Raw genomic sequence first — 15949 nt, forward strand, 5'->3', positions numbered from 1 at the left:
AAGTAAGAGGCCGTCACGAAGGCGTCAAAAACCGACGCTGACATTTGCCTGACAATTCGCTGTCAGCTTTTCAATTCGTTGATTTCCAAGGAATAGTTTCGTCCTCTGTCGGCCACGATTTTCAGCCGTGTATGCTCCTCTACAATGGGTTTCAACCGGCGGATAAGGGTGTAGAGCGTATCGTTGGCATCGTCTTTCTTGGGCCAGAGTGCCGCACAGATTTCCTCTTTCGAGATGGAGTGGGAAGGTGACTGCCAGAACAGCCGCATCAGTTGCTGTTGCATGGGGGTGAAGCGGATAGGCGTGTGGTCGGCGCCGTAGAAACGGTCGTCCGCATCCGAATACGTCAGTCCCCCGAAATCTTCGGCAGATTGTGTACCATCTTCAGCCGGTTGTCTGCATCCTCCGACGGGTTGCAGCACCAGATTCTCTTTCTCTCTTTTCCGTAAGTACAGCATCGAACCGATGGCCCAGAGGATAGCCGCTGCCATCAGTCCGGCAGGCAAGCGCTGGTCGGACATGCCGAATACAGCCGCTGCCGACAGACGGGTATAGCCTTTCAGGGCCAGTGTCTCGCCTGCGTGTTCGTTTCTTATCATCAGTGTATCGCTGTAGATGGCCTGTCCATCCGTCGAACCGCCCTGATATTCCTTGTCCACCACGTCGAACGTGAGGAAAGAGGTTTCCTTCAGTCGCCGGTTCTTCAGGTGTCGGCAGAACCGTTCATCGGACACGGCAATCAGTACCTGTCCGCCCGAAGTACGCCGGAGCTGCTTGTATGCCCGTATCGTGTCTTGTGTCACAATGGGCTCCTTCTTTTCCAGTAAAGTCAGTGCCAGTGCCTGATTCAGGTCGGCTGTTATTTCGTTTCGTGTCACGTGGTAGTTATGGCGTCCGGCCAGCAGGGAAGTCAGCATCAGTGCCAGAAACACGGTGACGGATAGTAGTCTGCGATTCATAAATATCGGGTTTGGTTTCTGCAAATGTAATGAATTCTGTGCTTCCTCTTTCTTATGGCGGATGAAAAATATTGTATTATTTATACTCCGCTTTGCTCCGGTATTCATTGGGAGTCATTCCGGTGGTTTTCTTGAATATACGAGTGAAGTGCTGCGGGTACTGGAAACCGAGTTGATAGGCTATCTGACTGATGGACTCCGAGGGGAGAAGCAGCTGTTCTTTGGCGATGCTGATAATTTTGTCTTGTATATATTCCAGGGCGGTTCTGCCTGTTTCTTTTTTGATAAGGTCGCCAAAATAGTTGGTTGACAGGCAAAGTTCGCTTGCGCAGTGTTTCACGCTGGGCAATCCCTTTTGTGCGGCATTGTCTCCCGTGAAATATTGGTCCAGGAATGTTTCGAAACGGGTTAGAATGTCGCGGTGGGCATCCTGACGGGTGATGAACTGCCTTTCGTAGAAGCGCAGGCAATAGTTGAGCAGCAATTCGATGTGGTTGGTAATCAGCCGTTTGCTCATCCTGTCCACACTGTGTTGCAATTCCTCCTGAATGTTCTGCAGGCAGTCGATGAAGGTGTGTCGTTCCCGTTCCGAGAGGTGCAAGGCTTCGTTCACTTCATACGAGAAGAACGTGTATTCCTTGATAGTGCGTCCGAGGTTGGTGCCGCGAATCAGGTCGGGATGAAAGCACAGCGCATAGCCTTGCGGCTGGAACGTTTCGCCCGTATCTTCTATGCCGATCACTTGTCCGGGTGCCAGACAGACCACCGAGCCTTTCTGGTAATCGTATCGCTGGCGGCCGTAAATCAGGTCGCAGTTCTTTTCGTCTTTCAGAAAAATCACGTAAAAGCTGAACGTATGCCGCATGTGGTGCATCGGTTTGGCCTGTGAAAGATCAATCACGCTGACCAGCGGATGCAGAGTTTCTACGCCGAGCATGTCGTCGTACTCCGTAACGGTTTCGATGTTTAATAAGGATGTTTTCATCGTTTCTACTGTTTCTGACGACAAAAGTACGAAAGGATTCCGGTTTTTGGTTTTCGTTGTTCCTGAAATCCGTGTTTTCATGCAGGGATTCTGTGTTTTGTATAACAACGGATAAAATGGTACGGATTACTTTTGCCATAACATTAACAGATAAATATTATAGAACTATGACACAGGAAATGGAGAGCCGTATGGCTTTGAAAGATTTAGTGGACCGTTATGCGACGGAATCGGATAAAAACAATCAGGATTACTATCGTAACCTGTTTCGTCCTGATGTGAAGTTGAAAGTGTATATGGGAGACAAACATATTATGGATATCCATAATGTGGAAGATATGATTGCACAATACAAGGCATTCGGAACTGCCAAGGCTTCGTTTCATCAGAACGGTCAGCAGGTAGTTGACTTTGTGGACGATACGCATGCCACGGGTATCTGTTATGCCATTGCAACGCTTGTGACGGAAGCAGATGGAAACGACCGGTTGACGATGTATGCCGTACGTTATTATGATAAATATGTGAAAGTGGATGGCCGCTGGTGGATTGCCGAACGGGAACAGCATTTTGTGTATGCAGCAGTTCCTCCATTGGTTTAACTGATATAAACGGAGTAAAGATGAAAAAGATTTTTTTATTTGTCTGGATGAGACTTTGTGCTATTGTGGGAGTGCAGGCGCAGGAACAGCATGATGGTTTGCCCGGCGTACCGCAGACAGAAGCATATGTGGTGACACCCGTTGATACGACCAGCGGGGTGACCGTCCGCAAGGTCTCTTTTTTACGCAGTAACCAGATTGTGCTGGTGGGCAATTTGTTCTTGCCAAAGAACTTCGATGGTTCGCAGTGCTATCCGGCTATTCTCAGTATTCATCCTGCGGGAAGTGTGAAGGAACAATCGGCCGGACTGTATGCGTATCGGTTGGCGGAGAACGGTTTCGTGACTCTGGCTTTCGATGCGGCTTATGCCGGTGAAAGCGGGGGAACGCCTCATTGGTCGGAAGCACCTTATGAGCGTGTGGAAGATATTCGCTATGCCGTGGATTACCTGGTGACTCTTCCGTTTGTGGATGAGCATCGTATCGGAGCGTTGGGTTTGTGTGCTGGAGGAGGATATGTCATTGCTACGGCTCCTACCGAGCGTCGTATTCGTGCCGTAGCCGGAGTGAGTGCGGCCGATATCGGTGCAGCCAACCGGGAAAGCTGGTTGCGTGGCCGTACGGTGGAAGAACAGATAAAGTTGCTGGAAGACGTATCGGCACAACGTACCCGTGAAGCACGGGGTGCGGAACTGATGAAGGTGTATATGTGTCCTGAACCGACCGAAGAAACGGCCCCTTCTTTCCGTGAGGGATATGAGTATTACCGTACTTCCCGTGCCTGGCATCCTCGGGCCGATAACTTCTACCTGCGCAGGAGTCAGGCTACCAAGATGGCTTTTTCTGCCATCGAAAACAGTTATCTGCTGACACAACCTGTCTTGCTGGTGGTAGGAGATAAGGCTGATTCCGAATGGCAGACAACACGTTTTTATCAGGCTTTGCCGGGAAAAGACAAGGAGGTGTTTGTCGTTGCAGGTTATTCTCATATCGACCTTTATGACAAGCCGGGAGCGGTTGGTCCGGCAGTGCAGAAACTGACGGATTTCTTTAAACGGACCTTGCAATAAAACAATGGATATGAAACATACATTAAGGATACTTGTCATGATGTGGCTGGCCATGTGGCAGTTCACTTCGTGTGCGCAGACTTCTCAAAAAAAGCAGATTATGAATACAAAGAAAATTCTTGTGGCGTTCTTTTCCCGGGCGGGAGAGAACTATGAAGTAGGATACATTGAAAAGGGAAATACTCACATCCTTGCTGAAATGATAGCTGCCAAAACGGGTGGCACTCTTTTCCATATTGAACCGGTACGGCCTTATCCGGAAGATTATACGGAGTGTATAAAGGTGGCAAAAACAGAGCTTCACAACCAGGCTCGTCCGGCCGTGAAGGGAGATGTGGCGGTAGAAGACTATGACGTTATCTTTATTGGCTATTCTAACTGGTGGGGAGATATGCCGATGGCTGTCTATACGTTCATTGAGCGGCATGGCTGGAAGAACAAGACGGTCATCCCTTTCTGCACGCACGAAGGAAGCGGGCTTTCGGGGACAGAGCGCAAGTTGCAGCAGGCTTGTCAGGGGGCTACCCTATTGGAAGGGCTGGCCGTGAGAGGGTCTGTGGCACAGAACTCGCCTGAACAGGCACGGAAGAGCGTGGAACACTGGCTTCAAAAATTGAAATATTAAAAGGAGACAAGATGAAAAAAGAAGTAATGTTGCTTACGGGTGCCGGACAAATCGGTATGGCGATAGCCCGGCGAATGGGATATGGAATGAAGATTGTGGTCGGCGACAAGCGGATGGAGAATGCGCAGGCCGTGGCCGATACGATGAACCGTGCCGGATTTGATGTGCTTCCGGTGGAGATGGATTTGTCGTCGCGCGCCTCCATTCTCGGACTGATTGAGATGGCGCAGCAATATGGAGAGATAGCCATGCTGGTCAATGCGGCAGGAGTGTCTCCTTCGCAAGCCTCTGTCGAGACCATTCTGAAAGTCGACTTGTACGGTACGGCGGTATTGCTGGAAGAAGTTGGGAAAGTTATCCGGCAGGGTGGAACGGGTGTTACGATATCCAGTCAATCCGGACACCGCTTGCCGGCCCTTGGTGCCGAGATAGACGCGCAACTGGCTTGCACACCGACGGAAGAATTGCTGAATCTGGAGGTACTGCAACCCTCGCACATTCGCGATACGCTCCATGCCTACCAGCTGGCGAAACGTTGCAACGTGAAGCGCGTCATGGCGGAGGCTGTGAGATGGGGTGAACGAGGTGCCCGTCTGAATTCCATTTCTCCGGGAATTATCGTCACTCCACTGGCACTTGATGAGTTCAACGGGGTACGTGGGGAGTTCTATAAGAAGATGTTCGCCCAGTGTCCGGCGCATCGTCCCGGCACGGCCGACGAGGTGGCGAATGTGGCCGAACTGTTGATGAGCAACCGGGGGGCCTTTATCACCGGCTCTGATTTTCTGGTAGACGGAGGTGCTACGGCAGCTTATTTTTATGGATCGAATCTGGAATAGAGATAACACATAATTAATGCGTAGCCAGATACCATGAAGTCTGCGAGTAGGAACTTGCCAAACTGTTTGTGCTGGGTGCGGAGGTGGTGATGCCGGAATAACGCTCTATGGGAAGTGGGCCGCGGGCTGCAGTGAAATATTTCTCGGTGTGTGCCTTGTAGGGAACGACTTGTTCCAGCAAAGTCTCAAACTGGGCCAGTTGCTCTGCATCATCGCTGCAAAGGGCACGGACGTAATCGCCGAAATCATAGAATATCACGGGAGAATAGCCGTCCATATGCTGAATGGAGGGAGTGTGTGAGTACTCCCAGTGATGGCGGGAATGAATATCTTTCATCAGGAGAGCCAGTTCGTCCAGTCGGGAGCAGTCGGTCACGGCAATGGTGCCGTAGGGATATGTGTAACTGGAATAGAATTGATAGAAAGTCTGGCAGATGGCGCTGTAGTCGGGATTTTCTGCCAGCAGGTATTCTCCGATGTGGGAGTAAGGCATGCCGTAGACCATGATTTCCGTGGGGCAGGCTATCAGGTGACGGGTCACGTGGCGCAGGTCGTAGGCTGCCTCCAGCGAAGACATGTAGCAGTCGTCAAACAGAATGTATTCCATTTTCAATCCGCAGTTGGAGAGACTCTCGGCGAGGGTGGTTACCTCCGTCTGGTATTCCGCTGTCAGTCCCCCGAAAAAGCGGGTCAGGGGAGTGTGTGAGTACTCCCAGTGATAGCGGGGTTTCGTAGTGGCACGTGCCTTGCTTTGGGCGACGGGCAGCCATCCCATGCCGTGGCAGCCCACAATCAGGGAGTAGGTTTTGGCGGGAGCAAACGATTTCATGTCGTTCAGAATACCCGTGAGACCCTCCTCGGTCGTAAATGCGGGGCGGGTGTATTCTTTCAGTATCTGCCGGGTGCAGGTACCGTTATTGACCGTGATTTCAAACAGTTCTGCTTCCGTGGAACTGGTGGACAGAAAGACGAGCACCCGCTCCTTGTCCAGCCCTCTGCGGGAGATGGCGTCTTCCATATCGTCGATATTCTGGTAGAAATAACTCGTCAGGTTGGTAGACCATGGCAGGTACATGAAGAGTGTCCGCTCGTTGTCGGCAGACGGAATTTCTTCTTTCTGGCAACTCGTCAGGCAGGAGAGTACGATGACAAGCAATATGGGAAGCAGGCGGATTAATTTCATGAAACTTGCACTATTTTTTATAGGTGATTTTGAAAGGCAGAACCTGGAACACCTCGCAGTCGGGCGTAATCAGCTCCAGCTTGTAGGTGAGAGAAGCCCCGTCTGTACCTTCCGTCAGCTGGTCGAGCTCTTCTTTCGGAAGAAGGTCCTTGAAGCTGATTTTGCCGCTGTTCATGCGCAGATAGCGTGCCTGTCCGTTTGTGTCCACGGCAAGCAAGGCCACGGGAGCATACTGGCTCAGGATACTTCCGGCGTATTCCTTGCGCGGGATGACTTCCATGCTGCCGAGGTCGTAGGAGATTTCGTGACCATCGGGTGCAAAGAGTTTCTTTTCCGGATTGACGGTAATTTCCGTGTACGTGAAGTCGTAGATGTCCGTGCCTTCGGGTTCCAGTTCCTCGTCGGTAGAGAAGATGACCACCTCACAATGACGCAGACGGTCGTAGCCGGTGAGATACACTCCGTTGCTCAGCAGCTTGACCTTGATGTGATTCCCTTGTGAAGTGATTTCACAACTGCCTTCTCTGGCTGGTTTGAAAGTGAAAGGACCGTTGCTGCTCAGCACGTCGAATTCCGTTTCTTTTCCGGAGATGATGAGCGGATTTTCCTGTACCGATACGGTCAGTTCGTGAGCGTCCGACAAATCTGTGTGATATGTTTTCTGCACCTCTTCCAGTTCCTGATTCGTCATCCGCTGGTAGATGGAATAACCGTAGATTTCGGTTCCGCCTGCCCGTACCCCCAGCTGGTCAAGTATTTCCATTGTGTTGCCGTTCACGGAAAGTACCTGAAACACTGTGCTCTGGTTGCTGAGCAGTCGGTTTCCGTCCGAGAAGGTATAAGCGACAGTCCGGAATCCCCATGCAGGATAGGCGTCAATGTACATGTATTTCTTCAGGGAAGAGTTGCTTTCCACGTAATATTGGGTAGGGCCTGTACCTATCATGTCTTGGTAATAATCCTGCGTCTGGCAAGTGCCGTCGGGATTGATTTCGTAGGTGTGGACGTGCTTCCAGCCGTATCCTACCACGGCTTCTTCGAAGCGGGCGGAAGAAATGGGGGTGAGAGACGCTGGCTCACATTCTCCGTTTTCATTGAATGTGAAAGTTGGAAAGTTTACGTCGTCGTGGTCGCAGCTGGTGAAGCAGAAGATGCAGAGGAATACCAGCAGAATGTCGGTGAGTCGTTTTGTGTGCATGATGAATAAAGTATTAAATGTTTTCTTTTTTCCAGAATAAGTCAATGAATATACGCTGTAAGAGAATCAGTATGGCCAGTATGCAAACGGTGTATTGCAGAAACGCTTCCTGGCTTTTGAGCCCATAATAAAGGCCAATAATGAAACACAACTGACAGAGATAACCTAAAATTCTGAGTAACATAGTTTTTTTGATAAAGGTTGGATTCTCAAAGTTAGCATAAAAAACTGAGAATCGGAAATTGAGGCATGAAAAATCCCCTGCCAAGCATGTTTTTTATCTTGCTCTGGCAGGGGAAGGATAATTATGCAAAAATCGGGACTCGTTTATCTCCAGTTGCTTGGAATAGATTCATAGTCAGTCAGGTTCGTGCAGTTGTTGAACGCGCTGGTGTGGCTGGTGATTTCAAGGAATTCATTCGGGTAATCCTTGCGCTCATACAAATGTACCTTTTTCCCGTTTATCAGGGTGTAGGGCGATTCGCCGGTGAGCGAACTGCAATTCTTGAACAAGAGTCGGACTGCTTGCAGGGTGCGCATGGAGTCGAACAGTCCGGCAGGAATGCGTTGCAGACTCTTGCATCCGGCAAAGGCTTCCCACATGGAAATCACCTGTGTGTTGTTTGCAAACAGCTTTTCGGGAATCTCGCGGAGGGAGGTACATCCCTTGAATATACCATCTAACCTGGTAACCTTGGTCATGCTGGCGAACAAGTCTTCCGGGATTTCTGTCAATGAGGTGCAATTCGAGAAAAGACCGTAGGCATCCATGACGGAGTTGATTTCTGACACACTCTGTATGCCCGGACAGTTGGCAAACAGTCCTTCGGGTAGACTGGTGAGCGAGCTGCATCCTGAGAAGCCACATTGTATGTATCCTAAACGGGTATTGTTACGGAACAGTCCGGCCGGAATCTCTTTCAGGTTTTCACATCCGCTGAACACATCGTTCATGACATAGATGTCCTTGTTGCTTGCAAAGAGGTCTTCGGGCAGATAGAGCAGTCCTGTGCAGCCGGAGAAGGTAGCGTTAAAGTTACGGGCACTGGAATTCTGGGCGAAGAGATTGAGCGGAAGTGAAGTCAGGCCCGTACAGCCCTGGAAAGCTCTGTCGAACGTCTGGGCACCGGTTGCCATGGCAAACAGGTCTTCGGGGAGGTTGGTCAGTCCCGTACAGTCTTCAAAGCAGGAGGTGAAGTCCGTGATGGCGGACAGTGCTCCCTTGGTATCGGCAGCCAGCTGAGTCAGTGCAGTAACATCCTCCAGTCTCAGTGTTTTCAGTTCGGGCGTACCCCATTGTGTGATGCCGATGAGTGAACTCTTGAGGATTTCTCCCTTAGTTGTGCTGTTGGTTGTCAGAGATTCTACCGTACCCTTGAAAGCTACTTCTACCGTCGATTCGGCACCTTGGGCATAAACGTGTGACAGGTCGGCCGAATATACGTATGACTTGTCGAGTACCTCGGTCACCCCGTCGCCCCAGTCGATGACACCTTTCACCCGTCCTTCAAACGGAAGGTATACCGTGCGGTTGTTCAGGTTGTTCAATACGTATTTCAGAATCAGCGCGTCTTCTTTGCCGCGCATGGCAGTAGTGACGGTGTACAGTGAAACTCCGCACAAAGGCCCCGGTTCCGTACCGCCTTGCAGGTAGATGTAGTATTTGGTTGCTTCCGTCAGCCCGGAGAAAGTACAGGTAGGCTGGCTTTGAAGGTCGAAGAGGTATTCAAAAGGAAGTCCTGAGCCTCCGTTTTTCAAATCCTGAATGACTTCGAACAGGGGGATGCTGTCTGTTGAGATGTAAGTGGAATAGAAACGGGCATCGTTCTGTCCTTCCAGTGTCAGTGTGATTTCATTGATGCCTGCATCTGCCTTGGCCACGCTGATATGGGGAGCAGCTGCCTGTTCGATAGGGATGGTGGCCAGCAGACTGTCTCTGTCGGTGGCATAAATCAGCAGGTTGTCAGTCTGTTTCTCGCTGGAGTAGTTGGTGTAATATTGCAGGTATTCTTCGCCGTAGAACGAATACTCCGGATTTTCCAAGATGAACGAATAGTCCTCCTGCTCGGTCAGTTCACCTTCACTGAATTTCTTGAATTTCTCCAGCACATAGCGCATGCTTATGATGTTGGTCTGGCATTTCACCTGTATGCCTTCCCCGTCTCTTACGGCAGGCACTTCGATGCGGGTAGTTTCCAGGTTGAAATAGGGAGCCGCTCCGTCGGTAGTACCCACTCCGTTCAGATTGCCTGAGCTGCTTCCGTCTCCGTCGTCATCACCTTCATCATCACCTCCTAAGAGTTCTTCCAGCTTCTCGCACGAGGTGAGAGTGGAGGCCAGAAATACGGGTGTCATGCCCCACACAAAAAGGGCACAGCCTGAAACCAGCAGCGATTTCAGGGCTGTCGTTGCTTTACTTTTGTTCATACTAAAGATAAGAATAATAGGATAATTTACGTTTGTACAAAAGTAAAGCTATCTGAGGAGCTGTACATCACCGGAAACCGTGATTTTCAGCGAACCGTGTGGAAACTATACCAGTGAAATGACGTAGCTTTCCAGAGTTCGCAGGTCGATGTGCCAGAGTTTTCCGCTCAGCACGGCCGGACTGCCCAGGATGACTTTCATGGTCTCGCTGGCTTCCACACAGCCCACTACGCCCGGAGTGACACCCAGCACGGCCTTGGAGGGGTGGGGCATGGCGAGCATTTCTTCTTCGTCGGGGAAGAGGGTGCGGTAGTCGGGACCGCCCTGGTAGTTGAACACGGAGACCTGCCCGTCGAACTCGCGGATGGCACCGTACACGTACACCTTGTCCAGCCGCACGCAGGTGTCGTTAATGAGGTAGCGCGTGCGGAAATTGTCGCATCCGTCCACCACGATGTCGTAGTTGGCAATGAGGCATTCGGCATTCTGCGGGGTGAGCCGTTCGTTCCAGGCTTCCACACGGATGTCGGAGTTGAGGGCCTGCAGACGCAACTTGGCCTGTTCGGCCTTGGAGAGTCCGATTTCAGGCTCGCTGTAGAGCACCTGCCGCTGGAGGTTGGTCTCGCTCACGGTATCGTCGTCAATCAGTCCGATGGTGCCCACTCCGGCTCCGGCCAGGTAGAGGGCAATGGGCGACCCCAGTCCGCCCACTCCTACGATTAGTACGCGGGCCTGCTTCAACAGGAGTTGTCCTGTCTCGCCGATTTCGTTGAGCAGAATCTGTCGGTTGTAGCGTGACGCTTCTTTTTCAGTCAGTTTCATAAGGAATAAGAGATAAGGGGATGGATGAAAAGCAGAAAGGCATCCGGAAGTCGGGAAAATGGCCTCAGGATGCCTTCTGAAGGGAATTATATATGCCTTGAAAAAACGCACTTGCGTTTTGGAAAAACGTCCTTGTGTTTCCATCCAAACGCACTGGTGTTTGAAGTAAAACGTACTTGCGTTTCAGGGAAAACGTAAAGGCGTTTTTGCAGAAACTCTCCGGCATTTTTCAGAGAGTGTTCCGGAGGGCTTTTCAGCGGGCCGCAGCGGCGGTGGCGTGCGACTGTGCCACGTGGTCGAACGAAGCATCCCAGTCCTTCCATACCGGTTCGCGTCCCAATGCCTTGAGGGCCTTCTCGATTTCTACGGCTGTACGTTCGTCGCTCACATGGAACTGCTCCAGTGCCTGCGGGTAGGTGTAATATCCGCCCGGTTCGGTCTTGCTCTCGGCGCTCATGGTAGTCACGCCCAGTGAAGCCATGTGGTCGCGGATATTGGCCGGTTCGCGGGTAGAGTAGGAGATGTCCACGTCGTGGTCGAAGATACGCATGGCGAAAGTCACCTGTGCCAGTTCCTTGTCGCTCATGATGACATTAGGCTGGAAACCTTCGTTCTCGGCCGGACGCATGCGCGGGAAGTTCACGCTGTATTTCGTCTTCCAGTAATGCTTCTGCAAGTAGCGCAGGTGGTAAGCCATCATGGTCACATCCGTACGCCAGTCCTCCAGTCCGATGAGCACACCCATGCCGATGGAGTGCACGCCGGCCTGACCCATGCGGTCGAACCCGTTGACACGCCATTCGAACTTCGACTTCATGCCGCGCGGGTGGTACACGTTGTAGCGGGCCTTGTTGTACGTTTCCTGGAAACAGATTACACCGTTCAGTCCGTGGTGTACCAGTTCGGCATACTCTTCCGTCTTGAGCGGCATCACCTCGATTTTCAGGTTCGAGAAATACGGCTTGGCTAGGTCGAGCGCCTTGGCAATGTAGGGCACACCCGCCTTGGCCGGATTCTCACCCGTCACAATCAGCAGGTTTTCGAACGGGCCGAGCTTCTTGATAGCCTTGTATTCGTTTTCAATTTCTTCGGGTGTCAGGATGGTGCGCGCCATGGGGTTGCTGATGTGGAAGCCGCAGTACACGCACGAGTTGGTACACGAGTTGGTGATGTAGAGCGGGATGAACATCGACATGGTGCGTCCGAAACGTTCTTCGGTATATTTCTTGCTGAGGCGTGCCATGGGTTCAAGGAACTTTTCGGCAGCCGGCGAGATGAGCGCCATGAAGTCATCTACGTCGCACCGTGATTTTCCGAGTGCCCGAATCACGTCGGCCTCGGTTTTGGAGTAGATGGCCTTGGTCGTCTCCTCCCAGCTTATTTTTTCTAATTCGTCACTAAACATTTCGATAGTTAATAGTTAAAAATTAAAAGTTAAAGATGCTGGCCTGATGCATTATTCATTATTAATTGCCTTCAGGTCGCGGCTGAGTTTCATCGCACAGAAGTTCGGACCACACATGGTGCAGTACTCGCCGTCGGTGTGACGTCCCTCGTTGAAGTATTCCAGCGCACGGTCGGGGTCGAGACTCAGGTGGAACTGGTCGCGCCAGCGGAACTCGTAGCGGGCCTTGCTCAGGGCATTGTCACGGATCTGTGCACCCGGATGACCTTTGGCCAGGTCGGCTGCATGGGCGGCAATCTTGTAGGTGATAACTCCTGTACGTACATCTTCGCGGTTGGGCAGACCCAGGTGTTCCTTCGGAGTGACGTAGCACAGCATGGCCGTACCCAGCCAGCCGATTTGTGCGGCACCGATGGCCGAAGTGATGTGGTCGTAACCCGGAGCGATGTCGGTCACCAGCGGGCCGAGGGTATAGAACGGCGCGTTGTGGCAGTGGCTGATCTGACGCTCCATGTTCTCACGAATCTTGTGCAAGGGCACGTGTCCCGGACCTTCGATAAAGGCCTGCACGTTCTTTTCCCAGGCACGGAGCACGAGTTCGCCCATTGTGTCGAGTTCGGCAAACTGAGCCTCGTCGTTGGCATCGGCGATACAGCCCGGACGCAACCCGTCGCCCAATGATACGGCCACGTCGTACTGAGCCAGGATGTCGCAGATGTCGTCAAAGTGCTCGTAGAGGAAGGATTCCTGGTCGTGGATAAGGCACCACTTGCTCATGATACTTCCGCCACGGCTCACGATGCCGCACAGACGCTTGTCGGCCAGGTGTACGTTGTGACGACGGATACCGGCATGGATGGTGAAGTAGTCCACCCCCTGCTCGCACTGCTCGATGAGGGTGTCGCGGTAAATTTCCCAGGTCAGGTCTTCCACCTTGCCGTTCACCTTCTCCAGTGCCTGATAGATGGGCACGGTACCCACCGGCACCGGACAGTTGCGCACAATCCATTCGCGGGTTTCGTGGATGTTGGCACCCGTCGACAGGTCCATCAGCGTGTCGCCACCCCATTTGCAGCTCCACACCGCTTTGTCCACTTCCTCGTCAATGCTTGAAGTAGTGGCCGAGTTACCGATGTTGGTATTGATTTTCACCAGGAAGTTGCGGCCGATAATCATCGGTTCCGATTCCGGGTGGTTGATGTTGGCAGGCAGTACGGCACGTCCGGCGGCAATCTCGTCGCGCACGAATTCCGGTGTGATGTAGGTATCGATGCCCAGTTCCTTGCAGTTCATGTTCTCACGGATGGCTACGTACTCCATTTCCGGTGTCACGATGCCCTGTTTGGCGTAGTACATCTGCGTACAGCAGTGGCCTTCCTTGGCACGGTAAGGCAGGGCGATATGTTCAAAGCGCAGGTGGTCGAGCGAGTGGTCGTCACGGCGCATCTTGCCATATTCCGAAGTGATGGACGGCAACTGTTCCACGTCGCCGCGTGAGGTAATCCAGCTCTCACGCATGCGCGGCAGTCCCTTCTTCAGGTCGATTTCAATGTTCGGGTCGCTGAACGGGCCGCTCGTGTCGTACACGTACACCGGTGCATTAGGTGTCATTACCTTCTTGCCGTCTACTATGGTCACCGTGGGGGTGAGGTTCACTTTCTGCATGCCTACCTTTACAAAGGGGAAAAGGGTGCCCTGCATGTAGGCTTTTTCCGCATGGGCGTATGCTTTTTGGTCTTTTTCTTTTTCCATATAAATCGGGGTTTGTTTGCTGGTAGGGAACAGTCCCTACCGGTTGAGAAAATCAGGATTTATTCATTCAAGAAAGAAGTGAGGGGAGAGGAGGCAGATGCCACGAGGTTATCGGCCTGAATACCCAGTCCGGCTTCGTAGGCACGGCGTCCGGCAATGACAGCTTCCTTGAAGGCTACGGCCATTTCCACCGGATTTCCGGCTACGGCGATGGCGGTATTTACCAGGCAGGCAGCGGCACCCATTTCCATGGCTTCAGCGGCATGGCTCGGTGCACCGATACCGGCATCCACTACCACCGGCACGTTGCTCTGCTCGATGATGATGCGCAGGAAGTCGCGTGTCTGCAATCCCTTGTTCGTACCGATGGGGGCAGCCAGCGGCATCACGGTAGCTGCTCCGGCTTCTTCCAGACGCTTGCACAGGGTCGGGTCGGCCTGGCAATAAGGAAGTACCACGAATCCCAGTTTCACCAGCTCTTCCGTAGCCTTCAGGGTCTCGGTAGAATCCGGCAACAGGTAGCGCGGGTCGGGATGGATTTCCAGTTTCAGCCAGTTGGTGCCGAAGGCTTCGCGGGCCATCTGTGCGGCGAACACGGCTTCTTCTGCGGTGCGCACGCCCGAGGTGTTCGGGAGCAACTGGATATGGGGGTGGATGATATGCTTCAGCATGTCGTCTTCCTTGTTGTCAAGTTCGATACGTTTCATGGCTACGGTCACCATTTCTGTGCCGGAAGCCAGGATGGCTTCTTCCATGAGTTGGTTGGAGTTGAATTTTCCTGTTCCTAAGAATAGGCGGGATTCGAATTCTTTTCCCGCAATGATTAGTTTTTCCATTGTTTTATCTATTTTGTTTATTGTTTGCTTGCTCTTACTTTTTCTTTTGGCTTGCTTTTACTTTTTCTTTTTGGCGGCAAAAAGAAAAAGGTAACAAAAAGAAAAACCGCCGTCTGCAGTTTCGGACCGGCTGCGAAACTCCGCTCGTCGGAAGCGCAGGAACTCGCTTCGCTCAAACAGCCTGCGCTTCTTTTCGCCGTGCTCTGCTTCTCCGCTTTTCGGTCCGAAACTGAGGACGGGATTTTTGGGGCTGTCGCTCTTCGCCTTTGGCGAAATCGCTGTGGGGAGGGGAGAGCTTTGTTTGCGCTTCTTTGTTTTCTGCTCTCACTTTTTGTTCGGTTTACTCCCTTTGGGCGAAATCGCTGTAGCTTTTCTCTTTCGCTGCACGAAGAATACTCGTTCTGTGCTTTATTTTGAGATAAGAACCGGTTGTTTTTGGTTCTTTATGCTCCATTATGAAGGCGAATAACTTTTCGGTTTATGCTTTGTTGCGAGAATGAAAATTGTTTGTCTATTTTTCGTTCTCAGGGATGAGTCCAACGCGTAACGCGGCTAATTGGAGCCAGTAATAAAAGTCACTACAATAAGCCGTTTTTTAACTTTTAACTTTTACTTTTTAACTCCTCGATGATTTTCTTCGTTTCTTCCACCGGATTCGCTGCCCGCAGGATGGTACCGCTCAGGGCGATGCCCGTCACACCGGTCTGCATGATGGCAGGGATGTCTTCCAGAGTGATGCCGCCGATGGCTACGATGGGCAGGTGGATGCCTTCCGCCTTCATCTGCTGTACGATGGAACGGTAGCCCTCCAGTCCAAGGATGGGACTGAGCTTTTCTTTTGTGGTGGTGAAGCGGAACGGTCCGCAACCGATGTAGTCGGCTCCGGCTTCATAGTGTGCCCGTACGTCGTCGAACGTGTTGGCCGTACCTCCGATGAGAAAATCCTTTCCGAGGATTTTCCGCGCTTCGGCTATCGGCATGTCGTTCTTGCCCAGATGCACCCCGTCGGCCTTCAGCTTGCGTACCAGTTCCACCCGGTCGTCGATGAGGAAAGTGGCTCCGTACGTGCGGCACAGTTTCTGTACCTCTACGGCCACCGCTTCCGTCTCCTCGTCCGAGGCGTGCTTCATGCGCAACTGTACCCAGCGGCATCCCCCTTCGAGGGCCATCCGGGCCGAGTCGAGATACGAATACGTGTCGGTGAAATGTGTGATGAACTGCAACTTGAAATGATTCATGTCCATGG

The 15949-nt window shown here is 52.0% G+C and carries 14 protein-coding genes; 4 read left to right on the forward strand and 10 right to left on the reverse strand.

Translation table 11 applies throughout. The annotated features are described in order from the left end of the window. Positions 1-62: 62 nt before the first annotated feature. Complete coding sequence (locus tag BACPLE_RS16025; protein ID WP_040313348.1) at positions 63-959, reverse strand: helix-turn-helix domain-containing protein; 897 nt, start codon at positions 957-959, stop codon at positions 63-65. A gap of 76 nt (positions 960-1035) precedes the next feature. Continuing rightward, complete coding sequence (locus tag BACPLE_RS16030) at positions 1036-1944, reverse strand: helix-turn-helix domain-containing protein (protein WP_040313404.1); 909 nt, start codon at positions 1942-1944, stop codon at positions 1036-1038. Positions 1945-2111: 167 nt separating this feature from the next. Here BACPLE_RS16030 and BACPLE_RS16035 point away from each other — a divergent pair, with 167 nt between their 5' ends. From BACPLE_RS16035 to BACPLE_RS16050, 4 genes are read left to right on the forward strand one after another with little or no spacing between them, the layout of a single operon-like run. Next, positions 2112-2546, forward strand: a complete 435-nt coding sequence (locus BACPLE_RS16035) for a nuclear transport factor 2 family protein (protein ID WP_040313349.1) — start codon at positions 2112-2114, stop codon at positions 2544-2546. A gap of 20 nt (positions 2547-2566) precedes the next feature. Continuing rightward, positions 2567-3616: an alpha/beta hydrolase gene (locus BACPLE_RS16040; RefSeq protein WP_007563897.1), complete on the forward strand. Its 1050-nt coding sequence runs from the start codon at positions 2567-2569 to the stop codon at positions 3614-3616. A 10-nt stretch (positions 3617-3626) separates the two neighbouring features. Next, the gene (locus BACPLE_RS16045) at positions 3627-4241 is read left to right on the forward strand and encodes a flavodoxin (protein WP_040313406.1); all 615 of its coding nucleotides are present in this window, start codon (positions 3627-3629) and stop codon (positions 4239-4241) included. An 11-nt stretch (positions 4242-4252) separates the two neighbouring features. After that, on the forward strand, positions 4253-5080 hold the full coding sequence (locus BACPLE_RS16050) for an SDR family oxidoreductase (RefSeq protein ID WP_007563900.1): 828 nt from the start codon (positions 4253-4255) through the stop codon (positions 5078-5080). Between the two features lie 13 nt (positions 5081-5093). Here BACPLE_RS16050 and BACPLE_RS16055 read toward each other — a convergent pair whose 3' ends face one another. From BACPLE_RS16055 to BACPLE_RS16095, 8 genes are all read right to left on the reverse strand, one after another. Next, the gene (locus BACPLE_RS16055; protein WP_040313350.1) at positions 5094-6263 is read right to left on the reverse strand and encodes a clostripain-related cysteine peptidase; all 1170 of its coding nucleotides are present in this window, start codon (positions 6261-6263) and stop codon (positions 5094-5096) included. Positions 6264-6273: 10 nt separating this feature from the next. Then, entirely contained in the window at positions 6274-7461 is a 1188-nt protein-coding gene (locus BACPLE_RS16060; RefSeq protein WP_040313351.1) for a hypothetical protein, read from the reverse strand. A 327-nt stretch (positions 7462-7788) separates the two neighbouring features. Then, positions 7789-9888 (reverse strand): leucine-rich repeat protein, encoded by a 2100-nt coding sequence (locus BACPLE_RS16065; protein WP_007563912.1) that lies wholly within the window; start codon positions 9886-9888, stop codon positions 7789-7791. A gap of 105 nt (positions 9889-9993) precedes the next feature. Next, positions 9994-10710 carry a HesA/MoeB/ThiF family protein gene (locus BACPLE_RS16070; protein ID WP_040313407.1) on the reverse strand — a complete coding sequence of 239 codons (717 nt, stop codon included), beginning with the start codon at positions 10708-10710 and terminating at the stop codon, positions 9994-9996. A gap of 253 nt (positions 10711-10963) precedes the next feature. After that, positions 10964-12115 (reverse strand): 2-iminoacetate synthase ThiH, encoded by a 1152-nt coding sequence (gene thiH, locus BACPLE_RS16075; protein WP_007563916.1) that lies wholly within the window; start codon positions 12113-12115, stop codon positions 10964-10966. Between the two features lie 51 nt (positions 12116-12166). Continuing rightward, entirely contained in the window at positions 12167-13867 is a 1701-nt protein-coding gene (thiC, locus tag BACPLE_RS16080) for a phosphomethylpyrimidine synthase ThiC (RefSeq protein WP_007563918.1), read from the reverse strand. Positions 13868-13926: 59 nt separating this feature from the next. Further along, positions 13927-14703 carry a thiazole synthase gene (locus tag BACPLE_RS16085; protein ID WP_007563920.1) on the reverse strand — a complete coding sequence of 259 codons (777 nt, stop codon included), beginning with the start codon at positions 14701-14703 and terminating at the stop codon, positions 13927-13929. A gap of 602 nt (positions 14704-15305) precedes the next feature. Then, positions 15306-15941 carry a thiamine phosphate synthase gene (locus BACPLE_RS16095; RefSeq protein ID WP_394357949.1) on the reverse strand — a complete coding sequence of 212 codons (636 nt, stop codon included), beginning with the start codon at positions 15939-15941 and terminating at the stop codon, positions 15306-15308. Positions 15942-15949 lie beyond the last annotated feature (8 nt).

It is taken from the genome of Phocaeicola plebeius DSM 17135 (assembly GCF_000187895.1).
Lineage (GTDB): Bacteria > Bacteroidota > Bacteroidia > Bacteroidales > Bacteroidaceae > Phocaeicola > Phocaeicola plebeius.